Source organism: Sinorhizobium sp. NFACC03 (genome assembly GCF_900103435.1).
Lineage (GTDB): Bacteria > Pseudomonadota > Alphaproteobacteria > Rhizobiales > Rhizobiaceae > Ensifer.
On record NZ_FMXF01000004.1, the window covers coordinates 30,189 to 53,896 of the forward strand.

Sequence of the window (23,708 nt, forward strand, 5' to 3'; positions counted from 1 at the left end):
CCGCTTGATGCCGCGGGCGTCCGTGAAACCGCTTAGGAGTCGAGGAAAGAGAATGCCGGCGAGTCCGATACGGCAGAAATCGGCGATTTCTCCATTTCTGCCGCGCAAGCACGTGATCGGCGCTTGACGGGTTTTTCCTGTTGACGTCTCCGACATCACGCGAGCACCATTTGCTCCAGAAAATGACGGCTGCAGCGATGCAGATGGCCGAGAAGAAGGTGTGGGCGCATCGGTCGTAGCGAGTTGCGATGCGGCGCCAGTCCTTGAGTTTTGCGAACAGGTTCTCGACCTTGTGGCGCTGACGGTAAAGGGCCGTGTCGCAGGCGTATGGGACTTTGCGGCTTCGGCTCGAGGGGTTGCACGGCTCGATGCCTCGTGCTTCCAGTTCCTCGCGGAACCAGGCGCTGTCGTAGCCGCGGTCGGCGATCAGATGAGAGGCCGGCGGCAAGGCGTCGAGCACGAGACGGGCGCCTTTGTGGTCGCTCATCTGGCCTTCCGATAGGAGCAGGAGCGCCAAATCGATCAGCTCCTCCAGCCGTTCTGCCGCCTCCTCGACCTCAATCAATATCTTCATCGGCTTGCCTACCAAACCCGTTCATGCAGCACTGCATCGAAAGCGCCGTCGACGGAAACAAACGTGCTATGTTCCAGCCGCGTCTGGGCGGCAAGAAGTCGGTCCCACGGGTCGCGGTGGTCCCAGTCGAAGCTTGCGGCCAGCTCGGCATGCAGATCAGTGATGGCGAGGGTCTGCAAACCGCTGGCTGTGACTGCGGCGCGCAACTCCTGTGGCTTCAGATCAAGCTTTTTCAGCCGAATCTTGTTGTCGAGCTCGTAGAATGAGACGGCGCTGACGAGGATGGTGTTGGCCTTGTCCTCGATCAGCGATCGCGCTCTCAGGGAGAGGCGGTCGCTGCCGATCGTCCACCAGTAGACGGCGTGGCTATCGAGTAGAACCTTCATTTGGAGGTGTAACGGTTGCTGGATTTGCCCTGCCAGACGCCGACATCGTCATTCCAGTCACCGGCGTCGATCGCGGTTTGTTCAGCGTCGACGTCGTCGAAAAGGTCGTCAGGCAGGCCACGCTGGCGTAAGAGGCCAAACGGGCGCTTGCCGCCGTTGGCCGGGCCGATACGTGCGTAGACTTCGTTGCCGCGCATGATGATGATTTCCTCGCCGTGGTTGGCGCGTTCGAGTACCTCGGCGAAATGCTTGCGGGCTTCGCTGATCTTGTACAGGGTCTGGGGCATCGCGACCTCCGGTAGTTTTCAAGCGTTGAGACAGAATATCATTGGTTTCACGCGCGTACAAGTGGAGTGTACGTGTCACTATCGATACTTGAAACCGACCGCATTGGCCCCCTCGGCATCCGCCGCATCGTTTGTCGCGGCGGCGGGCAGGGAGGCAATCGCTGGCATGGTCAGGCGAACAGAGATCCGCATTGCCCCCGAGACATCCGGCCGCCTCGCCAGCGTTGCCGTAAAACCCGGACAGAAGGTGCGCAAAAGGCGAGATAATCGCGGTGTTGGACAATCCAGATCTGTAGGCGCTTGTCGGAGAGGCGAGGGCTGCGGCTGCGAGCGCGGAAGCGGAGCGCGACCGCATCTATCCCGGGGTGAGGCGCGAACAAGTCGACATTGCAGTGGAGGCCGTGCGCACCGCCGAGGCCAACCTGGTCCTTGCGCAACACGAGAACGACCGGGCGACCGCACTTGCGGCCAAAAGTTTCGCAAGTCGGCAAAAGGCCGACGAAGCCGCTGCCACTCTCGCTAAGGGCGAGGCAGATCTTGAGGTAAAGCGCGCCCAGGCAGAGGCAGCGATGCGGGGCCCACCTTTGAAGAGCGGGCGCTCGCGGATGCCAGGGTCGCATTTGCCGAGGCGACGGTGGCGAGTATTCAAGCCAGGCTCGACGAGACAAAGCTCGTTGCGCCAGCCGATGGCGCGATCAACATCCGCGTCGCCGAACTTGGAGAGATCATCGGGCCGGGAAAACCTGTCGCAACGATGGACGTCGATGACCGGTCGTGGTTCGTCTTCATCGTGCGGGAGAACGATCTCCTCGGCACGACGGTCGGGACCCCGTAACGGTTTCGACGCCGAACGGGCTGTCCGTCCCCGCACATGTGACGGAACTTCGGCCGTTGGGCGAGTTCGCAACATGGCGAGCGGCGCGGGCTGTCGGAGACCACGATCTCAACAGCCTTCGCGTTCGATTGGAGGCGGATGTGCCCACGAGCGATCTCGAGCCTGGCATGACGGTACTGCTTGCTTGTCCCTAGAGTTCGGCGGTTACGCGGGTGTCATTGGATGGGAAAGGCTCCTTGGTCCTGCTGAGACAGGCTTGAGAGCCGGGGATAATGGACGCTGGACGTTGCAGACAACTTTGCGGGGACCGGCGTCTTACCTTCGGGATGCCCGCAGGCAAGGAAAGCAGTAAAAGTGCCGTCTGCACCTGTGCCCATCTGAAGGCGGTACTCTGCGATTTTCGCTGTCGATCGAGCGCGCAGCCCCCGAACGGCGCTGCGTTCGGGGGCTGGATTTGTTTCTCCTGCGATGAGGTCAATCGACGCCGTTGGCCGCGTCCTCGATGATCTTGGCGACGGCTGCGGGCTTGGAAACGCAGATGGCATGGCTGCCTGCCTCGTCGACGGTTGTCGCGCCGGCGCGCTTGGCCATCATGCGCTGGGCGCCGACCGGGATCATGTGGTCCTCGGTGGCGACGAGATACCAGCTCGGCTTTTCCTTCCAGGCGGGCCTGCTCACCTCGCCCTGAAACGCCTCGACGCCCCAGGGAACCTGGCTGTCGGCCATGAAGGCGGCGAGACCGGGCTCGACGTCTGCGGCAAAGGCGGGAGCGAACTTCTGCTAGTCGTGGAAGAGGAAACCGTCTTGTGGCGGCAGGATCGGCGGAACGGGTGCGCCTTCCGGCGGGTTGGCGATGAGCTTGGATGGATTCGCCCTGGTCGGGTGCGAACGCCGTGATGTAGACGACTATCAAGCCGGGCCCGCACCAAAGCGCTTCGCGCAGTGTCTGGATCCATCCGGTTGGGGTCGTGATAGTCCACGGCCCGTGATTGATGTCTTTAGCAAGGCCGTTGCCTGCGCAACTCATCGTCTAGAGTGCGCGGCTTTCGTAGCCGGCGGCCCTCAAGGCGTCGGCGATCGGGCCCGCGCCGGCAACGGTCTCGACGCTGACTTCCCTGTTGCCGAGATCGACCTTGATCGTCGCCTGTGGATCGACGCTCAGGATCGCCTTCTGGACGGCACCGGCGCAGTGACCGCAGGTCATGTTGTCGATCTTGTAGGTCTGCATGCTTGTCTCCTTCGTTTCGGTGTGAGAGAAACATGGCGGTTCCCACCGTTGGAAGGTCAAGAGGGCCTTTCAACATATTTTTTCGAGGGATTATTATTATTATTCCTCCTCCTCCGGGCCCTTCGTATGGTGGTGAACACGCGAAAGGCGCCGTTTCGGCGCCGACAAATGCTCCGAAAATTTTGAAAGTCTTTCCTCATCGATCCCGGGAATGGACGGCTAGCGGTCCGGCTCCGGAAGTCGCACAATCCCAAGGCTGTGCAAGAGGCATTCGCATCGTCTGAAAGAGGGCGGACGATCGCCAGCCGGCGCGGAGCCCTAAATCGGTTTCGTGAAGCGATCGTCCCGGGAACCTCCGGGCTTTCGAAATGCGTGGTCGGGAACTGGAGGAGAACGGTTTCCCGGTCACTGTCGTTCGGCTGCGTCGTGGTGACGCCGCCAAGGGAGGAAAGATGTTTGAACGACTATTCAAGCTGAAAGAGCATCAGACGACGGCGCGCACCGAGGTGATCGCCGGTATCACGACATTCCTGACGATGTCCTACATCATCTTCGTCAACCCCGACATCCTGTCGAGCACGGGCATGGATAGGGATGCCGTCTTTGTCGCAACCTGCATTGCCGCCGCACTCGGCTCCGCCGTCATGGCGCTCGTCGCCAACTGGCCGATCGGCATGGCGCCCGGCATGGGCCTCAACGCCTTTTTCGCCTTCACCGTCGTTGCCGCCCTCGGCTTCACCTGGCAACAGGCGCTTGGTGCGGTCTTCATTTCGGGTGTGATCTTCCTGATCCTCACCGTGACCGGTGTGCGAAGCTGGCTGATTGCCGGCATTCCGCATTCGCTGAGAAGCGCGATTGCCACCGGTATCGGCCTCTTCCTCGGCATCATCGCCTTGAAGAACGCCGGCGTCGTCGTCGACAATCCGGCAACGCTCGTCGGCCTCGGCGATCTCAAGCAGACCGGACCGCTGCTCGCGATCCTCGGCTTCTTCGTGATCGCCGTGCTCGATGCGCTGAAAGTCCGCGGCTCGATCCTGATCGGTATTCTGGTCGTCACGGTTCTGTCGATGATCCTCGGCGTCAGCGAGTTCAAGGGCATCGTCTCGGCGCCGCCGAGCATTGCTCCGACCTTCCTGCAGCTCGACATCATGGGCGCTCTGCATGGCGGCCTGCTGCACGTCATTCTCGTCTTCGTGCTCGTCGAAGTCTTCGACGCCACCGGCACGCTGATCGGTGTCGCCAAGCGCGCCAAGCTGGTCGAAGAGGGCAAGCCGAACCGTCTCGGCCGCGCGCTTCTCGCCGACAGCACCGCGATCGTCGCCGGCTCGCTGATCGGCACCAGCAGCACCACCGCCTATGTCGAAAGCGCCTCGGGCGTCCAGGCCGGCGGCCGCACGGGTCTGACCGCGCTTACCGTCTGCGTGCTGTTCCTGGCAGCGCTGTTCTTCTCGCCGCTGGCAGCGGCCGTCCCGTCCTATGCGACGGCACCGGCTCTGCTCTATGTCGCCGGCCTGATGATGCGCGAACTGACGGAAGTCGACTGGGACGACCTGACGGAAGCGGCACCGGCTGCGCTCACCGCGCTTGCCATGCCCTTCACCTACTCGATCGCCAACGGCCTCGCCTTCGGCTTCGTGAGCTACGTCGTGTTGAAGGTCTGCACCGGAAAGTGGAGCGTCATCCACCCGGCCACCCAGATCGTCGCCGCCCTGTTCATCGCGCGCTTCGCGTTCTTTGCCGAGTAATACGAAATTTGGCCGGGGCATCGTCGCCTCGGCCAATCAGAACTTCCCCGTAAGTGCTGGCCGGAGCAACGAAAATGTTGCCCCGGCCTTTTTCTGATCTCAGTATTGCCCGGCCGGCAGATGCACCACCAGGCCATCCAGATCGGCCGAGACCGTGATCTGACAGCTCAGGCGGCTGCGCTCGTTGGGATTGACCACGCACTCGATCATGTCCTGCTCCTGGAAATCGGGCGCCGGCAATCGTTCGGCCCATTCGCCGTCGATGTAACAGTGGCAGGTGCCGCAGGCGCAGGAACCGCCGCATTCGGCGGCAATGGCATCGATGCCGTTTTGCACCGCCGCGGACATCAGCGATTGGCCGACCTCCGCCTGCACTTCTTTGGTCGTGCCGTCCGCGTCGATGAAGACGATCTTGGGCATGGGTATTCTCCGGTTCTTAGAATGTCGGTTTCAGTGCGGGTCAGGCTTGCCGGATGGCAATCTTCAGCTGCTTGGGGCCGCGCACCGAAAGGCCGCGCTTGTATTCCGGTTCCCGGTCCACGAGTTCGATGGTCGGGAAGCGGCGAAGCAGGGTGCTGAAGATGATATCCATGTCGAGCCGCGCGAGGTGGTTGCCGAGACAGAAGTGCACGCCGCCGCCGAAGGCGAGGTGCCGGTTGGGCGTGCGGCCGATGTCGAAGGTGTCGGCGTTGTCGAACTGCTTCGGGTCGCGGTTGGCCGCACCGTAGAGCAGGCCGAACTTGGTGCCGCGCTCGAAGCGCCGGCCGCAGATCTCGACGTCCTCGACGCAATGGCGGTGGAAGAAGGGAAGCGGGGATTCGTACCGGAACATCTCCTGGACACCGGTCTGGATCAGGCCGGGTTCGTTCCTCAGCCGCGCCATCTGCTCGGGAAAGCGCAAGAGCGCATGCATGCCGCTGCCGAGCACGTCGATCGTCGAGCCGTGGCCCGCCATGAGGATCAGCATGCAGGTCGAGATGAATTCGTCGAAGTTCATTGCGCCGGAGCGCTCAGCCTCGATCAGCACCGAGATGAGATCATCTTTCGGCGCGCGCTCGCGCTCGGCCTTCAGCGCCGTCAGATACTCGTAGAACTCGGTGGTGTTGTCTTCGGCGATCTTCTTGCGCGCGTCGGAACGGTCGACGTCGAAGAACTGCACGATGTTTTCCGACCAGATGCGGAGCTGCGGACAGTCTTCGTCCGGCACGCCGAGCAGGCGGCCGATGATATGGCCGGGAACGTGGGCGGCGAGGTCGTCGACGAAATCGATCTCGCCGCGATCGGCAAGGCTGTCAATCAGGCGGTCGACATAGGCCTGGATCTGGTCGCGCAGCTTGGCGATCATGGCCGGCGTGAACAGCTTGAACACCTGCTTGCGCAGCCGGTCGTGCACGGCGCCATCGCTGTCGAGCAGGCTGAACTGCACGAAGCGCTCGTGGTGCGGCATGTCATGCCAGTTGGCCGCACGCTGCAGATTTGCAAGCTCCTCGGCGGTCGCGATGTCGTCGAGCGAGCGCACCATGCGCTTGTCCATGACGATTGCCGAGACATCCTCGAAGCGCGAAGCCAGCCAGATGTCGAAGTCTGCAAAATAATGCAGCCCTTCCTTCTCACGCAAGGCGCGGTAGGTCGGATAGGGATCGCGGGCAAAATCCGGGGAGAGCGGCGCGAAGGTCAGCTTCGCGGCTTCGCCGTTCGGCGTGGCTTCGGTCATGGGCAACACTCCGTGCATGAAGCTGCATGATAGCGTCGCCACAGTCTCGTTGGGAATGGTACACTGTCGCAAGATGATGGACAAAACTCGCATTGGCTGACAAAAACGCGGATGCTGTCTGAAAACGAAGAGATCCATTTCCATACGCCGGCGAAATTTGCCGATGCGTTTCCCTATCTGGCGCTGGTCGCCGGAAGCCGGACCGCCCATCCTGAGGAAGCGCCGATCCGCAAGCGGTTCCACCAGCATGTCTTTGTCTACACCACCGGCGGCTGCGGGCTGATCGAGGTGCGCGGTCAAGGGTTCCTGGCCGAAACGGGCAGCGTCGCCTGGCTCGATACCGCGCAGGCCTATGCGCACAGCTGCGCGCCCGACAGCGAAAACTGGCGCTATCTCTGGATGGGGATCGAGGGGCACGGTCTCGATGCGCTCTACCAGTTCCTGGGTGTCCAGCAGTCGCCATTGTTCGCGCCGAGGGATACGCAGACGGCACGCGCTGCCTTTGAGGCCGTGAGCGGGTTTCTTGCGGAACGCTCGCCTGCGACCGATGCCTTGGCGAGTGCGGCTATCTCCGGGCTGATCGTGGACATGATCGGTCCGCGTCTGACCGGCAGTGAGCCGGGCGAGGATGCACCGGGCGAGGATCGTTTGTTGGCTGTGCTTTCAGCGATGCGTGACGATCTCGCCCGCGCCTGGAAGATCGATGATCTCGCGGCCCTAGCGCGGCTTAGCCAGTCGCAACTCTTTCGCCGCTTTCGCGATATGGTGGGCACGACGCCGATGGACTGGCTGCGCCACGAGCGCATCAACCAGGCGAAGCGCCTGCTGGTCGGCCGCGATGCGAAGGTTTCCGCGGTGGCGGCTATATGCGGCTACCAGGATCCCTATCATTTCTCGCGCGATTTCCGCCGGGTGACGGGATACACGCCGACGAAGTTCCGTCGGGATGGCGGCTACTGATGTCGATTGATGGGCATCAGGCAAACAGTTGACGCCCCGTGACCCACGCACCGATGACCCGGTCAGTTGACCGGGCCATTCGTTCATTCATACAATCAGGAACGGCTCCTTGAAGAAGTGTTCCTCCAGATTGACGCCTTCGCCGCCGCGGTCGACAACCGCGAAATCCGAGACATCTTCGAGTGGTGTCAGGATGCCGTGCCAGACATTGCGGGCGATGTTCACGCCTTGGCCCGGTGTGGTCTTGAAGGCGATCGGTTCACTCGGGCCTTCGTCGGTTTCCCGGGAGACGACGACGAGGAACGGATTGTCGCTCAAGGGAATGAAAGCCTGGCTGCCGAGCGGATGTCGCTCGACCATGGTGAGCTTGAGCGGCAGCGGATAGGGTTCACCGCGCACCAGGCTGATCATCGGCCGGGCCTTCTCGCCCGTCGTTTCGATCTTGGCGAGATCGTGATAGCGGGTGCATTTGCCGCCGTTAATGGGGAAGTTGTGGGCGTTCTCCGTTTCGATTACGTCGCCGTAGGGCGCAAAGGCCTCCCGGGTCAGTGGCTGTATGACGATCTCCTTCATGCGACGCTCCTCCGTGCAATGTTGATCGATGGCAGCAATTCCGGGGAAAGCGCTTCCCTGGAACTTGCGGTTCAGGTCCGATCATTTCGTTTCCTCTGCGAAACGATCTAGGGGCTGCCGGCTTTCGCAATACGCCCGAAGACACGCAGCCGGCTGATGCCGCCATCGGGGAAGATGTTGAAACGCACATGGGTTACAGGGCCCGGCGCTTTGAACTCGTTTGCACCGTAGGTGTGCAGGCTGTCGGCCGAGAGCTTCTGCTGCGGCAGAACCTCGCGCCAGAACATCGACGATGCGGTGATCGAGGCAGCCAGCTCGCACGTGGCTGCGCTGAGGTCGGCTGCCTGCAGCGAACAGGCATCCGGGTAGTTTCCCTTGAAGTGGGCGGTGTCGACCACGATCCGCTCGACCGCACCGCGCGCGGCAAGTTTCACCACGATCCAGTCGTTGCCGGGCTCGCGCCGGCGGCGCGTCTCCCAGCCGTCGCCCATGTTGATGCCGCGTCCGGGCGCAAGCAGCCGCTGGTGGCCGTAGTGTCCGTTCGAATACGCGATGATGCGGCCGCCGAGCAGCGACGAGGCGAGATCGACTGCCGTGTCGCCGATCGCCGCCCGGTCCAGGGCGGGCGTGCCGTAAACCTTGAGGCGGGCGATGCCGCCATCGGGATAGATGCGCAGGCGGACATGGCTCCAGACAGCTTCCGACCTGGCCTCGAAATGACGAAGCGCACTCGGCCCGAGCGGCTGCGCGCAGACAAGTTCCGTCCAGACCGTGTGCTCATCCGGTCCATCGGGCGCCAGACAGGCGTCGATGGCGCAGGCGCTCGGATAGTTGCCGGTGAAATGCGCCGTATCGACCTCGAAGCCGCGGATACGACCGTTTGCGGCAAGCGCGATGATGGCATGATCGTTGCCGGGGCCGCGGCGACGCCGCGTCTCCCAGCCGTCCATCCACTTGCCGTTCTCGTCATAGACACCGGGATGATAGACCGGCGGCGCGTCCTGAAGCATGCGCTCGAGCGGCGCGAAGAACTCGTCGGTTGCGAAGACCGGCCTCGCGCCGAGAGCGGCGGAGGCGAGGTTGATCGCGTTTAGCGCGAATTCGGGCGGGCTCAAGCCGTCGGTCGTCATCGCGAGGCCCTCAGCGCGGCAACATGTCCTTGAGGCGCAGATAGGCGATCCGCTCCACCTGCCGGCACGCCGTCTCGAATTCCGTCTCGCGGTCGTTTTCGACCCGGCTTTCGAAGGCCGCAAGGATTTCGCCCTTGGTGCGTCCCTTGACCGCCAGGATGAAGGGGAAGCCGAACTTCTCGACATAAGCCGTGTTGAGCGTGGTGAAGCGCTCGCGCTCTGCGTCGGTCAGCGCATCGAGCCCGGCGGATGCCTGTTCGTTGGTCGAGCTTTCGGTGAGGCGTTTCGCCTGCGCCAGCTTGCCGGCGAGATCCGGGTGGGCGATCAGAACGGCAAGCCGCTCCTCGGGGGAGGCTTCGCGGAAGACGGCGGAGAGTGCGGCTGTAAGACCGAGCGCCGTGTCGTTGGCGGGTGAAAGCTCGCCCTGGAAGGCGCGCTTAGCGATCCACTTCGAATGTTCGAAGACGCCGCCGAATTTGGTGACAAAGGCCTCTTCGCTAAGCCGCGACGCGCGATCGTCCCAGGCCTTGAACGGATAGGTCTCTGTCCAGTAGCGAGCGATGTCGACGCGCTTTGCAAGCCAGACCTTTTCATGGCTCTGCACATAGTCGAGGAAACGGGCCAGTGCTGCGGCGCGGCCGGGCCGGCCGACGAGCCGGCAGTGCAGCCCGATGCTCAGCATTTTCGGCGCGCCGGCCGTGCCTTCGGCGTAAAGCACGTCGAAGCTGTCTTTCAGATAGCTGAAGAACTGGTCACCGCTGTTGAAGCCCTGTGGCGTCGCAAACCGCATGTCGTTGCTGTCGAGCGTATAGGGGATCACCAGCTGGTGGCGGCCGGCATGTTCATGCCAGTAGGGCAGGTCGTCGGCATAGGCATCCGACACATAGTCGAAGCCGCCGGCTTCGGTGACGAGGTCGAGGGTGTTGTCGGAGCAGCGCCCCGTGTACCAGCCGCGCGGCCGCTCACCGGTGACGATGGTGTGCAGGCGGATCGCCTCGGCGATTTCCTGGCGCTCGCGCTCTGGCGAGAAATCCTTGTGTTCGATCCATTTCAGGCCGTGCGAGGCGATTTCCCAGCCGGCATCCTGCATGGCGGCGACCTGTTCCGGCGAGCGCTTCAGCGCGGTGGCGACGCCATAAACGGTCGCCGGCACGCCGCGTTCGGTGAACATGCGGTGCAGCCGCCAGAATCCGGCCCGAGCGCCATATTCGTAGATCGATTCCATGTTCCAGTGGCGCTGGCCCTGCCAGGCCTGCGCACCGACGATTTCCGACAGGAATGCTTCGGAGGCCGCGTCGCCATGCAGCACGCAGTTCTCTCCGCCTTCCTCGTAGTTGATGACGAATTGTACGGCGATCCGGGCGCCGCCGGGCCATGTGATCTTGAAGTTCGGGCCGTGGCCGTGAAGATCGCGGGGGTATCTCATCAAAGCAGCTCCTCCAGACATTTTCGTCTCTGCATCAAATTTCTAACGGCATTTGTTTCCAGCCATTCCCCCCAAAAATTTTGAAAGTCTCGAATGATCCGCTCGCTACCAAGCGGGCCGGAATGCCGGAATACTGCGAGGTGGAAAGCTGACTTCGGGAGGAGCGAAAAGAATGCAATCTCATGGTGGAAACGCCGGTCGCCTGACGACGCACGTGTTGGATACGGCAAGCGGCAAGCCGGCCGAGGGGCTGCGCATCGAGCTCTACCGGGTCGATAGCGATCGCCAGACGCACATCAAATCGGTCAAGACCAACGACGATGGTCGCTGCGACGAGCCGCTGTTGAGTGGCGAGCGCATGCAGACGGGCACCTACGAACTGCATTTCCATGCCGGCGACTATCTCGGCGGTCAGAGCAAGCGCGGCGAGAACCCGTTCCTCGACGTGATCCCGATCCGCTTCGGCATCGATAACCAGGGCGCGCACTACCACGTGCCGCTGCTGCTTTCGCCCTATGGCTACTCCACCTACCGCGGGAGCTAAGCGATGACGATCCAGATCCGTAACACCATTCGTTTCCTGTTGAACCACCGCCTGGTGGAGCTCGCGGACGTCTCAGCGGTCGAGACCCTGCTCGATTTCCTGCGCATCGACCGCAATCTGAAGGGCACCAAGGAAGGCTGCGCCGAGGGCGACTGCGGTGCCTGCACGGTGCTCGTCGGACGCTTGCTCGACGGCAAGCTTAAGTATGAATCCGTCAATGCCTGCATCCGTTTCGTCGGTTCGCTCGACGGCTGTCATATCGTCACGGTGGATTCGCTGGCACAACCAACTGGTCCGCTGCATCCGGTGCAGCAGGCGATGGTCAACACCCACGCTTCGCAATGCGGCTTCTGCACGCCGGGTTTCGTGATGTCGCTCTATGGCCTGTGGATGGAAAACCCGAAGCCGTCCATCACCGAGATTGAGAAGGCGCTGCAGGGCAATCTGTGTCGCTGCACCGGCTATGCCGCAATCATCCGTGCGGCCGAAGCAATCTCGACGATCGGTGATGTCGGCAAGGATCCGCTGGTCGTCGAGCGCGACCGCATCGCCAAGGAGCTGGCTTCGCTTCAGGATGGCCGTCGAGTCGAGATCGGTACCGAGCTGGAGCGCTTCATCCTGCCGGGTTCGGTCGACGATTTCGCTGCCGTGTTCGAAGCCAACCCCAAGGCGACGATCGTTGCCGGCTCGACCGACGTCGGGCTGTGGGTCACGAAGTTCATGCGCGACATCTCGCCGGTCATTCACCTGACCCATCTCGAAGAGTTGCGGCGGATCACGGTCGATGCCGATGGCGTTACCCTTGGCGCCGGCGTCAGCTATGCCGAGGCCTATCCCGCTATCGTCGAGCATTTCCCGGAACTGACGGAGCTCTGGGACCGCATCGGCGGCCAGCAGGTCCGCAACATGGGCACCGTCGGCGGCAACATCGCCAACGGCTCGCCGATTGGCGACACGCCGCCGGCCCTGATCGCGCTTGGCGCTTCGATCACGCTGCGCAAGGGCGCTCGCCGTCGTACCGTCGCGCTCGAGGATTTCTTCATCGCCTATGGCAAACAGGACCGTGAGCCCGGCGAATTCGTGGAAGCCGTGCGCATCCCGTTCGTCTCGGATAATGCCCGTGTCGCTGTCTACAAAGTGACGAAGCGTCTGGACGAGGACATCACCGCCGTCTGCGGCGCCTTCCGCATCGCCTTCAATGCCGGTCGGGTGACCGACGTAGTGATTGCCTTCGGCGGCATGGCCGGCACGCCGAAGCGAGCCTCCAATGTCGAGGCCGCACTCAAGGGCGCGGAGTGGAACGAGGACACGATCGAGCGCGCCGTAGCGGCATTTGACGAGGATTTCACGCCGCTCACCGACTGGCGCGCCTCGGCCGAGTACCGCCAGTTGGTGGCGAAGAACCTGCTTCGCCGCTTCTATCTTGAAACGCAGTCGAGCGGCCAGATCCGCCTCGATCGCACCATTGCTGTCGCGGTTTAAGGGAGGAAGCCATGAACGTGATGCAGCCCATCGACCGCATCCGCGGCGGCGTGCACGAAAAGGAACGGCACGAATCCGGCCACAAGCATGTGTCGGGTACGGCCGAATATATCGACGACATCCCGGAACCCCAGGGCACGTTGCACGGCTATCTTGGCCTGTCGCAGCGCGCGCACGCCGATATCCTCGCGATCGACTTCGAAGCGGTAAATAGCAGCGAAGGCGTGATCGGCGTGCTGACGGCGGCCGACATTCCCGGCGAAAACGACATCAGCCCGGCCCACAAGCACGATGAGCCGATCTTCGTCACCGACAGGGTGGAGTTCCACGGCCAGCCGATCTTTGCCGTCATCGCCACCTCCCGTGAGGCGGCCCGCCGCGCGGCGGCCAAGGTCAAGATCGAGTACCGCGACCTGCCGCATGTGACCGACGTGCTGGAAGCGGCGGCCGCCAACTATCCGCTGGTCATCGATCCGCTCAAGCTCGAGCGGGGCGACATCGAAGCCGGCTTCGCCAAGGCGAAGAACATCCTCGAAGGCGAGATGCGTATCGGCGGCCAGGATCACTTCTATCTGGAAGGGCAGATCTCTTTCGCCATCCCCGGCGAGGACGACGAAGTTCTCGTCTACTCCTCAACGCAGCATCCGGCTGAGACGCAGCACATGGTCGCGACCGTGCTCGGCGTGCCGTCGAATGCGGTCACGGTCAACGTGCGCCGCATGGGCGGTGGCTTCGGCGGCAAGGAAACCCAGGCCAACATTTTCGCAGCCGTTGCAGCGGTTGCTGCCAAGAAATACCGCTGCCCGGTCAAGGTCAGGCCGGATCGCGACGACGACATGAGCGCGACCGGCAAGCGTCACGACTTCCATGTGGACTACAAGCTCGGCTTCGATGACGAAGGTCGTATCGAGGCGGTGGACGCGGTCTTTTCGGCGCGCTGCGGCTATTCGGCCGATCTCTCCGGTCCGGTCACCGACCGCGCCCTGTTCCACGCCGACAATTGCTACTTCTATCCGAACGTGCGCCTGCGCTCGCGGCCGCTGAAGACCAATACCGTCTCCAACACTGCATTCCGCGGTTTCGGCGGTCCGCAGGGCATGGTCGGCGGCGAACGCATGATCGAGGAGATCGCCTATGCCGTCGGCAAGGATCCGCTCGAAATCCGCAAGCTGAACTTCTACGGCGGCGAGGGGCGAAACCTCACGCCCTATCACCAGACCGTGGAAGACAACATCATCGGCCGGATCATCGACGAACTGGAAACCTCAGCCGACTATGCCAAGCGTCGTGAGGCGGTGATCGCCTTCAACCGCGAAAACCATGTGGTCAAGCGCGGCATCGCGCTGACACCGGTGAAGTTCGGCATCTCCTTCACCAAGACCGAATACAACCAGGCCGGCGCGCTGGTGCACGTCTATACGGATGGCTCGATCCATCTGAACCACGGCGGCACCGAGATGGGGCAGGGGCTCTACACCAAGGTCGCCCAGGTGGTTGCCGATGAATTCCAGGTCAACCTCGACCGGATCAAGGTGACGGCGACGACGACCGGCAAAGTGCCGAACACGTCGGCGACGGCTGCTTCGTCGGGCTCCGATCTCAACGGCATGGCGGCCGCCAACGCCGCCCAGCAGATCAAGGAGAGGCTCGTGCGCTTTGCCGCTGAGCGCTGGAACGTTGCTGAGGCCGACGTCGCTTTCGAGCCGAACACGGTTCGCATCGGCGCCGAACGCCTTGGTTTCAACGAGTTCATCAAGATCGCCTATGGCGCCCGCATCCAGCTTTCGGCTGCCGGTTTCTACAAGACGCCGAAGATACACTGGAACCGCGCGGAAGGCCGGGGCCGGCCGTTCTTCTACTATGCCTATGGCGCCTCTTGCTCCGAAGTCAGCGTCGACACACTGACTGGCGAATACCAGGTGGATCGCACCGACATCCTGCACGACGTCGGCCGGTCGCTGAACCCGGCGCTCGACCTCGGCCAGGTGGAGGGCGCCTTTGTTCAGGGCATGGGCTGGCTGACGACGGAAGAACTCTGGTGGGATGCCAAGGGTCGGCTGCGCACGCACGCGCCTTCGACCTACAAGATCCCGCTTGCGTCGGATCGGCCACGCGTCTTCAACACACGGCTTGCCGAATGGTCGGTCAACCGTGAGGAAACCATCCGCCGTTCGAAGGCGGTCGGGGAACCGCCGTTCATGCTCGGCATTTCCGTTCTGGAGGCCTTGTCGATGGCGGCGGCCAGTGTTGCGGAGTATCGTATAGCACCGCGCCTTGATGCGCCGGCGACGCCGGAACGGGTGTTGATGGCGATCGAGCGGCTGCGGGCGGCCGCGAGGCAGAAAGGGTAACAGGGGCTGATTGTCATGGTGGCGAGCCGCGAGGATATCAGGGACTTTCTGCGACGCGAGCCGGATTGCGTGCTCGTGGAAGTGACGGGTGCGGCCGGCTCGACGCCGCGCGACACCGATGCCTGGATGCTCGTCGCCACCGATAGCCTCTTAGGCACGATCGGCGGCGGCCAGCTCGAATACATGGCGATCGACCATGGCCGGCGGGCGCTGAAGCGCGGCGACGCGCCGGAGGCAATGACCATCCCGCTTGGTCCGGAGATCGGCCAGTGTTGCGGCGGGCGCGTGGCGCTCGACTTCACACGCATCGATCGGGAGAAAGCCGCCATGCTGATTGAACGCAGCGACCTGGAAATCGCCAGCCGGCCGCATGTCTATGTCTTCGGCGCCGGCCATGTCGGCGATGCGCTGGCCATGGCGCTGTCCCTGGTTCCGGTCCGCACCGTGCTCGTCGATACCCGCGAGAACGAGCTTTCGGCTGTCGCCGACATTCCCGGCATCGAGACCTGCCTGACCGCCATGCCGGAGGCGGTCGTGCGCGACGCGCCTCCCGGCAGCGCCTTCGTGATCCTGACGCACGACCACGCGCTCGACTTCCTGATCGCCGCCGAGGCGCTTCGCCGCGACGACGCATCCTATGTCGGCATGATCGGCTCGAAGACGAAACGCGGGACCTTCAAGAACTGGTTGTCGCGTGAGATCGGCCGCCCGGATCTTTTCGACCGGCTCGTCTGCCCGATCGGCGGCACGACGGTTAAGGACAAGCGGCCGGCCGTCATCGCAGCGCTTGCCGCCGCGGAAGTCATGGCGGCGGCGCTGAATTTCCGGCAGCCGGCCCAACCCGATAGCCCGCGTCGTCCGGCTGTCGCGAAGTTTGCACGCTAACGGCTCAGGCGCTATTGCCCTGGTGTATCGCACCGTTCAGGTGAAGCGCAAAGCCGCGCGCTTATCCGGACGCAGTTCAAGGGTCGGGATCAGGTAGTCGCCGCCATTCTGCCGGCGATAGGGAATAGGCGGCGTGGTTGATAGCGTGCGCATCCTTTGCCTCAGCCGCTCGGCCGTCGCTTCGAAACCGGCTTCGTCAAGACCGTCGACCCGGTAGGCGACAAAAGGCGGAAGTACATCGTAGCCGGGATAATAGAGCACGCCGTGATTGATCGGGAAAAGTAGGTCGTCGATCGGTCCATTGACACCGCGTGGGGAATAGTGCTCCTCCCAACCGCCAGTCGTCACCACCAGCATGGCGCGTTTTCCTGCGAGCATTCCTTCGCCGAACCGCTTGCCCCAGTATTTGTCGCTGTGTTCGCCGACGCCATAGGCGAAGCCGTAGGCATAGACGCGATCGACCCAGCCTTTCAGGATCGCCGGCATCGAGTACCACCACAGCGGAAACTGCAGGATCAGGGTATCGGCCCATAGCAGCTTTTCCTGCTCGGCCCTGACATCAGCGGTCAGGGTATTGGTCGCGAAGGCTTCCTTCGAGGCACGGCTTGGCTTGAACCGGGCATCCGGAATGAGCGCGGGGAAGTCGGCGCGGTCGATCTCGGATTTCCATCCCTCGGCATAGAGGTCGGTGACGCGCACCTCGTGTCCCTCGGCTTCCAACGCCTTGACGGCGACATCGCGCAGCGTCCCGTTCAGCGAACGCGGTTCGGGATGGGCATAGACAAGCAGAACTGTAAAAAGCAGCGTAGTTTGGCCTAACGCATTTATAAGGCATTGAATCTATTTATCAATGGGAGAGCTTTGGCAATGTGGTTTGTCCCGAGGTGAACTCAATAATGGCCCGGATAGAGCGCTCGTCGACCTTCTAAAGGCACAAAAAAACCGGGCTGCGCCCGGTCGATATTTGGTTCACTGGGGAAATCTAAACGGCCGTTGGCCCGGTCTCACTGGCAATCGGCGTCGTGTGGGAGGTGAGGCTCGAGTTTCCGCGCGACAAAGCCGGGTTCAGCCCTCGTTGAGCTCCGGCTCTTGCTTTTGTCGCTATCCGGTAAAAGCATGTCACCATGTTCTTCCTGCACCAAAATCTGGTGCGATCGAACCATTTTTTGGTGCAGGTGCGGTACAATGATACAACCGAGTTGATCGATCACTCCCTTCCGCCGCCCGTGTCGTAGACGTAGGCTGAGAGCGCGCTGCGATCTCCGAATTTTATGTTGGGTGCGACATGCCCATCCGTTGTGATCGTCCCGCTCATTCCGAAGGTGCAAACTCTCTAGAGAGTGATCGAGGACTGTTGGAAGATGCTACCTAGAAGCTATTTTCTCGCCGACCTCGGCGGCATCGACAAGGAGCGCTTCACATCTCCAGCCGACTGTCACGAGTTTGCCCTCAAACAGGAGGTTGATGACGTCTTTGACCGTACAGCCCGCTCTCTTGGCAGCGTCGCCGATACTCGTCATCCGGGGCGAGACGAGATCCACCGTAACGCGATCTCTCAGCTCTGTTTGGAAGCGTTCTAGCTCGATCCTCGTGAAATACGGGACCACATGACCGCCGTCACGAAGGCTGAGCAGCGGCTTGAGCCAGCCCAAATCGATGACCGCCCGGAGATGCTCGATATTCATGTGAAGGCAATCCCTTGCCTGTCCAAATGAAAGTGCGGACTTAACGTTCTCAAGCAGTGCGTCAGCGGAGGATGCTTCGACGAGAGCATACTTCTGATCGTCTCCAGGTTTCATGGGAAGAAGCCCGCCGGCGCGAAACAGCGTGCGCACCTCTGTCATCTTCAGCCCATGCGTCTTTGCTGCAGTGCTGACGCTGTGCCATTTGCGTTCGGAAACAGGCCCGAACACCTCGTCGCCTGAACCACAGGGGAGACGGTTGATCGCCTCGTCACGGAAGATGTCGCGGATGCTCTCGAAGCCTGGATCGCGTTCACGCGACTTTACGACCCGATAGAGCTTCCCGAATACGGTTGCCGGATGCACGGAAACCCTGCTTGCGAAGTACTCTGAGCATAGGGACGCGATGAAGTTTCGAAAGCCGCTCTCGCCCCCGCACATAATTTCAAATCCCGCCTTTCCCGCCTGGTGCCATTATGCATCGGAGACGTAAGCCAACTCATAAAATTCGACGCAAGACGGCTCTCGTCTGGGCTCAAAGGCCACCTCCCGTCCCGGACCATTCGCCTCGGCCCTCCCAGCGGCGTTGCGACAGTTGTGCGTCTGATGCGTGTTGCGCCTTTCAGGCAATGATGATCTGATTTGCGTAGTGGACGAGGATAATAAGTTGCCCCAATTTATGAACAGAGCAGCTGTCGATAGCTGGGTTGGTGCCGGAGGCTCGGTAAAATCTCGGCTTGAGCAGATTTTTTCGGAAAGTGGTCTCGGCGCTGAAACTGTTAAAGCCTGGACGGACGATATTATCCGAAACACTTTCGAGGCAGCTCCAGAGCCGAGGTCTCTTGAACGACCGAAAGTCGAAATCCGATAATATCCGTTAAGGGCGACCGGTTTGGGCAGTCTCAAGGTATTGAGACCTGTCCCGACTTCGAGACCTTTAAAGCCAGAGGCTCCAACAACTTGGGGCCTCTTTACTTTCCATGCGCTCAGCCTTCATCGCTTCGCGCATGTCCTGTTAATCCGCCCTCTGCAGGAATTACACTGCGGATACCCATCGTGCAAAGTTTGGCGGTATTTTCCGGGATATTCTGGTGTATGTCAGCTATTCCCGAGGTGGTTGCTTCGACGAAGCCGTCAGCGCCCGGGGATGGCGGCACGCACTTCGACAAATCTGAAAATTCGACCGAACAGCGCTCCCATGAGGAGATAGATTGTTCCTGCGATGAGGAAGGTCTCGAAAGGCGCATAGGTGCGGGCGACGAAGATACGGGCCGCGCCAGTCATTTCCATGACCGTCACTGCACTCGCGAGCGTGGATCCCTTCATGACCAGAACGAGCTCGTTGCCGATGGCGGGGATAACCGCGCGATAGGCCTGAGGGAGGATAATCTTCATCAGCAGCACCCATTTGCGAATTCCGAGAGCACGTCCTGCTTCCCACTGGCCGCGGGGCAATTGCCGGATTGCACCCGCAAGCAGCTCGGCCGAATAGGCCGCGGAGTTCAGGCCGATCGCCAAAATGGCGCAGTAGACGGGGCTCCGTAGGACCGGCCAAAGGACGCTGTTACGCACTGCCTCGATCTGGCCCAGCCCATAATAGATGATGAAGAGTTGAACAAGCAGCGGGCTGCCGCGCACAAGGAACGTGTAGGTCGACGCAGGAAGGCGCAGAGAACACCGTTCCGAGGTCAGAGCGAGCGAAATCGGAAGAGCCAGAATCTGCCCGAGCCCGAAACTTGCGAGCGTTATCGACACGGTGAGCAGGAAGCCGTTTTTTACCGCCATGAAGGCGGGTTCGAGAAGATCCAAGGACAGCATATGTCACCTCAAATGTGACGTGAGGCGGAACTCGTACGTCTTCAATAGAAGCGTCGAGAAACCGGTGATCGTGACGTAGAAAGCGGCAGCAGCCAGGTAGAATGCGAGCGGTTGGTGCGTCGCGCCGGCTGCGACAACTGACTTGCGCATGAGCTCTTCAAGGCCCACGACAGAAACCAGAGCACTTTCCTTGAGGATTACAAGCCACTGGTTTCCAAGCCCGGGAAGCGCGCGGGACATCATCTGTGGCAAGACGACAAGGCGGAAAGCGCGCGTTCGCCGGAAACCCAGAGCAAGTGCGGCTTCCCATTGACCGGCGGGAACGCTGAGCAACGCGCCACGAAGGATTTCGGTCAGATATGCCGCGGCGACGATCGAAAGGGACGCGATGCCGGCACTCAAGGCATCCACTTCAACGTAGCTACCTGCAATATTTGTGAGGAAGACTGTGCCGCCATAAAATATGAGGAATATGACCAGAAGCTCCGGCAGGCCACGCACAAGTCCGACGTAACCCATGATCACACGACGAATGCTCGGGCGGCCGTAAATTGCGAGGGGCGCAAGGATGACGGCGATCAGCGAGCCGCCAAGGAAGCTACCCACTGCGACGTAGAGTGTCGTAAGAAACCCCTGTAATAGCTGTCCGTGGTATTGATAGATCGCCTCAAGCATCGACCTTGACCCTTGGTACCTGCACGGCTCGTTCGCAGAGCTCGGCAAAGAAATCCGCGGAGAACCCGATCATGTTTTCGAAGTGTTCGATCAGGATGTTTTCGTCTGGCGAATGCAGCATCGCGCCGTGATGGGTGAGGCCGGCTCCGAACAACGTCGCGCCAAATTTGTGGACAAACGGGTGGGCTAGACCCGAGGCGGCGGAGCTGGGTTGGATCACGGTCGGACGCCCGAACCACTTCTCAAGCAGCCTGGCGCCCAATTCGACGCCGAAGTGTGATGGATTGCTGCGTACCCCGAGCACTTCGGCGTCCAAAATTTTCAGCTCGATGTCGGCGAACCCATTTTTGTCGAGTTGCCGTCTGAGCAGCTCGGCAATCCTGACAGGGTGTTGACCAGGCGCGAGGCGGAAATCTAGTTTTGCGTGTCCGAAACACGGGAGAACGGTCTTAGCTCCTTCACCGCCATAGCCCCCATGGAAGCCGTTCACATTCAGGCAAGGCTCGAAGTTGAGGTGTTCGTAGAAGGTTGAAGCATCGATGCCATTGAGAAGTCTCCCGGCGCCGGTCTCGTCTTGAAGGTCTTCAAGGGCAAACGGGGGCCAAGCAGCAAGCCTGGAGCTACGCGCATCGGGCGCGATTACACCGTCGTAAAATCCCTCAATCAGAACCCGCCCTGAAGCATCACGAAGAGAAGACACCGCGGCCGACAGCCGCCAGAGCGGATTGTCGAAAATAGCGCCCAGGCTGGAATGAAGATCTGCCTTGGCTGTTCGGCATTGCAGTTCGACTGCGAGAATGCCTTTGAACCCCATGAGGACGATTGGTCGTCCCGACTTGTCGACCTCGCCAAATTCCCACCAGCACAGATCCGCTTTGGTGTCAGGGAACCTGTACTCCAGAAAGCGCATGAGGGAAGGGCTGCCAATTTCCTCCTCCCCCTCGACAATCCAGATGATTTTGAAAGGAAGAGGCCCCGCATGTTCAGACCAGAACAGTCGCCATCCTGCCAGGCGGCTTACAAATTCGCCTTTGTCGTCGGCGGATCCACGTCCGTAGAGACGGCCCACACGCTCTGTGAGTTCGAATGGTTGCGCCGACCATAAATCAATCGGGTCCTCTGGCTGGACGTCGTAGTGATTGTATATGACCAGCGTGAAGGGACCGCCACCAACCTCACCGACGACAAACGGCCCCACGTCTCCTGAATGTTGACCAGTCTTGAAGCCGGCCTCGGACAGAAGTCGTTCGACTTTACACGCAGCTTTTTCGAGGCTCTCGCCTCGGGCGCTTACGGAAGGAATCGCGACAAGGTCAGACAGATCCCTCCTTGCAGCGGCTAAAACTTCGAGGGAAGGACGCATGTTTTCTCCTGGAAATGGGAGGCGACAATCCGCCTCCCGATAAACGTCACTTCTTGGAGACGTCGTAGCCGAACCATTTCTCGGAAATGGTCTTGATGGTTCCGTCCTGCAGCATCGCTTGAACCGCCCCGTCGATCTTTTCCTTGAGCTCGGTCCTGCCCTTGCCCATCGCGACGCCCTGGCCCTTGCCGAATTCGGGGAAATCGGCGCTTGTCAGGAGTGGGCCCGCGTAGATGAGTTTGTCCGAGCCACGATCCTTGACGAGGGGCTCCCAAGCGGAACGCTCCATAAGGCCGGCATCGATCCGTCCTGCAATCAAATCGTCGGCAACCTGGTCTGGACGGTCATAAACACGGATGTCGGCGTCGGGAAAGTTTGCCCGGAGAACCTGTTCGTGGGTGGTCCCGGTCTGTACGCCGATTGCTGCTTTTGCCAGCGAGTTCTTCAGGTCAGACGAGGACTTCGCATCCGCTGCGCGATTTCCTGCCCCAACGGCGATCGAGTTTGGCGCGTCTGCATAGGCCGCCGAAAAATCGACTTTCTGCGAGCGTTCGTCGTTAATCGAAATGCCCGAAATGACGAGATCGAATTTCCCAACCTGCAGGCCCGGCAAGAGGCCGTCATAGGCCTGGTTCTGCCATGCGCAGGCGGTTGCGATCCGCTTGCAGATCTCGTCGCCGACGTCTTTGTCAAAACCTACGATGTTTCCGCTGCCGTCGACAGATTCCCACGGCGGGTAGTCGGCGCTGGTGCCGATGCGAAGATCTTCCGCGGATGCGGCGGTTGCCAGGAGAGAGAGGCCAAGTGCGATGGTCAGTCGTTTCATGAGATTCCCCTTTTGTTAGAAACGAAAGCACCCTCCGCCCCCAACGAGGGCGGCAGGAATATCTTGGATCTGATGAGATCAGGCGGCCGACGCGACAGTTTCTTTCAGAAACTCCGAAATCCGCATCAGGCCTTCGCGGAGGATGTCTTTTCCGTTGGCATAACCAATGCGGAGGTACCCCTCCATGTCCATCGCACTGCCTGGAGTGAGCATCACGCCAGTCTTTTCGAGAAGACGGATGCAAAACTCCTCGGAGGAAATCGGAAGCTCGTACTTCAGGAGCGCAGTCGTTCCGGACTTTGGCTTGACCCAAGAGATCAGCGGTTCGGCATCTACCCAATCGGAAACGATCGCTAGGTTGGACCGGGTGATGCGGTGACTACGCTCGAGGATCTTGTCCTTGCTCTCCAATGCAATGGCCGCGAAGTGGTCATCCAGCATTCCTACGGAAATCGTGTTGTAGTCCCGATGGATCGATACCGCGTGGATCAGCTCTGCAGGCGCTACGATCCATCCTAGCCGAAGGCCAGCCAGAGAGAATGTCTTGGACATGCTGCCCGTACTGATGCCTTTCTCATAGAGATCGGCGACCGAAGCGGTCATTCCGGAATCGCTCTCTTGGTCGGTGCCACGATAGACCTCGTCGCAGAGGATCCACGCGCCGCAAGCGCGGGCTATCTCGACAATCTGTTCGAGATAGGCACGGTCCATGAGGGAACCCGTCGGATTGTTCGGGTTGTTGATCGCGATCAACTTCGTTCCCGGGATGGCAAGCTTCTTCAGTTCTACCAAATCCGGGAGGAAGCCCGTCTTTTCCGTCAGTTTCAAAATCTGCGTGTCGGCGCCGAAGCTCTCGGGAATGGAATAATGCTGCTGATAGGTGGGAAGAACGGAGATCACACGATCTCCCGGCTCCACAAGAGTCTGGTGTACCAGGGCGTTAGCACCGATCGCTCCATGGGTCGTTATGACGTTCTCGATCTTCTGGTTCTCATACAGCTTTGCGATAAGAGTCCGGAGGCGCACGCTTCCTTCGATTTCGCCGTAGGTCAGCTTCAGGGGCAGGAGCTGTTGGGAGATGTCGTTGGTCCCGGCCATTTCCAGCAGTTCGGCGACGGTGAGTGAGTCGACGCACGTCTCTGCGAGGTTTAGCTGGCACTTCGTCTCATATTTGTTCATCCAAATCTCGACGCCGAAGTTCCGAATTTTCATGTCAGGCTCCTC

General features: G+C 61.1%; 23 protein-coding genes and 1 pseudogene. 7 read left to right on the forward strand and 17 right to left on the reverse strand.

Annotated features, from left to right (window positions below; genetic code table 11):
• Positions 1–187: 187 nt before the first annotated feature.
• The 3 genes and pseudogenes from BLU35_RS36640 to BLU35_RS08505 form a co-directional block, all read right to left on the reverse strand.
• Positions 188–574 (reverse strand): annotated as a pseudogene (locus BLU35_RS36640) (transposase); the annotation flags it as partial.
• 8 nt (positions 575–582) lie between these two features.
• Complete coding sequence (locus BLU35_RS08500) at positions 583–960, reverse strand: type II toxin-antitoxin system VapC family toxin (RefSeq protein ID WP_093232752.1); 378 nt, start codon at positions 958–960, stop codon at positions 583–585.
• Positions 957–1,247, reverse strand: a complete 291-nt coding sequence (locus BLU35_RS08505) for a type II toxin-antitoxin system Phd/YefM family antitoxin (protein ID WP_093232753.1) — start codon at positions 1,245–1,247, stop codon at positions 957–959. The genes BLU35_RS08500 and BLU35_RS08505 overlap by 4 nt, the downstream gene beginning before the upstream one ends.
• Before the next feature lie 634 nt (positions 1,248–1,881).
• Here BLU35_RS08505 and BLU35_RS08510 point away from each other — a divergent pair.
• The gene (locus tag BLU35_RS08510; RefSeq protein WP_093232754.1) at positions 1,882–2,082 is read left to right on the forward strand and encodes an HlyD family efflux transporter periplasmic adaptor subunit; all 201 of its coding nucleotides are present in this window, start codon (positions 1,882–1,884) and stop codon (positions 2,080–2,082) included.
• Between the two features lie 474 nt (positions 2,083–2,556).
• On the opposite strand, the gene BLU35_RS36070 is transcribed toward BLU35_RS08510, so the two are convergent.
• Together BLU35_RS36070 and BLU35_RS08520 are read right to left on the reverse strand one after the other, a co-directional pair.
• The gene (locus BLU35_RS36070; protein WP_286161473.1) at positions 2,557–2,808 is read right to left on the reverse strand and encodes an alpha/beta fold hydrolase; all 252 of its coding nucleotides are present in this window, start codon (positions 2,806–2,808) and stop codon (positions 2,557–2,559) included.
• 304 nt (positions 2,809–3,112) lie between these two features.
• Positions 3,113–3,310 (reverse strand): heavy-metal-associated domain-containing protein, encoded by a 198-nt coding sequence (locus BLU35_RS08520; RefSeq protein ID WP_058325980.1) that lies wholly within the window; start codon positions 3,308–3,310, stop codon positions 3,113–3,115.
• A 452-nt stretch (positions 3,311–3,762) separates the two neighbouring features.
• On the opposite strand from BLU35_RS08520, the gene BLU35_RS08525 reads away from it, so the two are divergent.
• Complete coding sequence (locus BLU35_RS08525; protein WP_093232755.1) at positions 3,763–5,055, forward strand: NCS2 family permease; 1,293 nt, start codon at positions 3,763–3,765, stop codon at positions 5,053–5,055.
• Between the two features lie 99 nt (positions 5,056–5,154).
• Here the strand turns inward: BLU35_RS08525 and BLU35_RS08530 are convergent, their stop codons facing one another.
• Entirely contained in the window at positions 5,155–5,475 is a 321-nt protein-coding gene (locus BLU35_RS08530; protein ID WP_093232756.1) for a 2Fe-2S iron-sulfur cluster-binding protein, read from the reverse strand.
• A gap of 40 nt (positions 5,476–5,515) precedes the next feature.
• Positions 5,516–6,769: a cytochrome P450 gene (locus BLU35_RS08535; RefSeq protein ID WP_093232757.1), complete on the reverse strand. Its 1,254-nt coding sequence runs from the start codon at positions 6,767–6,769 to the stop codon at positions 5,516–5,518.
• A 111-nt stretch (positions 6,770–6,880) separates the two neighbouring features.
• On the opposite strand from BLU35_RS08535, the gene BLU35_RS08540 reads away from it, so the two are divergent.
• On the forward strand, positions 6,881–7,729 hold the full coding sequence (locus BLU35_RS08540; RefSeq protein ID WP_093232758.1) for a helix-turn-helix transcriptional regulator: 849 nt from the start codon (positions 6,881–6,883) through the stop codon (positions 7,727–7,729).
• A gap of 87 nt (positions 7,730–7,816) precedes the next feature.
• Here the strand turns inward: BLU35_RS08540 and BLU35_RS08545 are convergent, their stop codons facing one another.
• The 3 genes from BLU35_RS08545 to puuE form a co-directional block, all read right to left on the reverse strand.
• Positions 7,817–8,302, reverse strand: a complete 486-nt coding sequence (locus BLU35_RS08545) for an ureidoglycolate lyase (protein WP_057249225.1) — start codon at positions 8,300–8,302, stop codon at positions 7,817–7,819.
• 107 nt (positions 8,303–8,409) lie between these two features.
• Positions 8,410–9,432 carry an allantoicase gene (alc, locus tag BLU35_RS08550; RefSeq protein WP_093232759.1) on the reverse strand — a complete coding sequence of 341 codons (1,023 nt, stop codon included), beginning with the start codon at positions 9,430–9,432 and terminating at the stop codon, positions 8,410–8,412.
• 10 nt (positions 9,433–9,442) lie between these two features.
• On the reverse strand, positions 9,443–10,858 hold the full coding sequence (gene puuE / locus BLU35_RS08555) for an allantoinase PuuE (RefSeq protein WP_093232760.1): 1,416 nt from the start codon (positions 10,856–10,858) through the stop codon (positions 9,443–9,445).
• Positions 10,859–11,030: 172 nt separating this feature from the next.
• Here puuE and uraH point away from each other — a divergent pair, with 172 nt between their 5' ends.
• Genes uraH through xdhC form a run of 4 tightly spaced genes read left to right on the forward strand, consistent with a single transcriptional unit; the run spans position 11,031 to position 16,120 of the window.
• Positions 11,031–11,402: a hydroxyisourate hydrolase gene (gene uraH, locus BLU35_RS08560; protein ID WP_093232761.1), complete on the forward strand. Its 372-nt coding sequence runs from the start codon at positions 11,031–11,033 to the stop codon at positions 11,400–11,402.
• 3 nt (positions 11,403–11,405) lie between these two features.
• Positions 11,406–12,884, forward strand: a complete 1,479-nt coding sequence (gene xdhA, locus BLU35_RS08565; protein WP_093232762.1) for a xanthine dehydrogenase small subunit — start codon at positions 11,406–11,408, stop codon at positions 12,882–12,884.
• A gap of 11 nt (positions 12,885–12,895) precedes the next feature.
• Complete coding sequence (gene xdhB, locus BLU35_RS08570) at positions 12,896–15,235, forward strand: xanthine dehydrogenase molybdopterin binding subunit (RefSeq protein WP_093232763.1); 2,340 nt, start codon at positions 12,896–12,898, stop codon at positions 15,233–15,235.
• An 18-nt stretch (positions 15,236–15,253) separates the two neighbouring features.
• Positions 15,254–16,120, forward strand: a complete 867-nt coding sequence (gene xdhC, locus BLU35_RS08575; RefSeq protein WP_093232934.1) for a xanthine dehydrogenase accessory protein XdhC — start codon at positions 15,254–15,256, stop codon at positions 16,118–16,120.
• A 36-nt stretch (positions 16,121–16,156) separates the two neighbouring features.
• On the opposite strand, the gene BLU35_RS08580 is transcribed toward xdhC, so the two are convergent.
• The 7 genes from BLU35_RS08580 to BLU35_RS08610 form a co-directional block, all read right to left on the reverse strand.
• A complete protein-coding gene (locus BLU35_RS08580; protein ID WP_093232764.1) occupies positions 16,157–16,924 on the reverse strand; it encodes an NAD(P)H-dependent oxidoreductase in 768 nt (255 codons plus the stop codon).
• Positions 16,925–17,484: 560 nt separating this feature from the next.
• The gene (locus BLU35_RS08585; protein ID WP_143032908.1) at positions 17,485–18,168 is read right to left on the reverse strand and encodes a hypothetical protein; all 684 of its coding nucleotides are present in this window, start codon (positions 18,166–18,168) and stop codon (positions 17,485–17,487) included.
• A 768-nt stretch (positions 18,169–18,936) separates the two neighbouring features.
• Positions 18,937–19,620, reverse strand: coding sequence for an ABC transporter permease (locus tag BLU35_RS08590; protein WP_093232766.1), 684 nt, complete (start codon positions 19,618–19,620; stop codon positions 18,937–18,939).
• A gap of 3 nt (positions 19,621–19,623) precedes the next feature.
• Positions 19,624–20,295, reverse strand: coding sequence for an ABC transporter permease subunit (locus tag BLU35_RS08595; RefSeq protein ID WP_093232767.1), 672 nt, complete (start codon positions 20,293–20,295; stop codon positions 19,624–19,626).
• Positions 20,288–21,658 carry a M20/M25/M40 family metallo-hydrolase gene (locus BLU35_RS08600; RefSeq protein WP_093232768.1) on the reverse strand — a complete coding sequence of 457 codons (1,371 nt, stop codon included), beginning with the start codon at positions 21,656–21,658 and terminating at the stop codon, positions 20,288–20,290. The genes BLU35_RS08595 and BLU35_RS08600 overlap by 8 nt, the downstream gene beginning before the upstream one ends.
• A 46-nt stretch (positions 21,659–21,704) precedes the next feature.
• Entirely contained in the window at positions 21,705–22,484 is a 780-nt protein-coding gene (locus BLU35_RS08605) for a transporter substrate-binding domain-containing protein (protein ID WP_093232769.1), read from the reverse strand.
• A 78-nt stretch (positions 22,485–22,562) separates the two neighbouring features.
• Positions 22,563–23,696, reverse strand: coding sequence for an aminotransferase (locus BLU35_RS08610; protein WP_093232770.1), 1,134 nt, complete (start codon positions 23,694–23,696; stop codon positions 22,563–22,565).
• Positions 23,697–23,708: the final 12 nt, after the last annotated feature.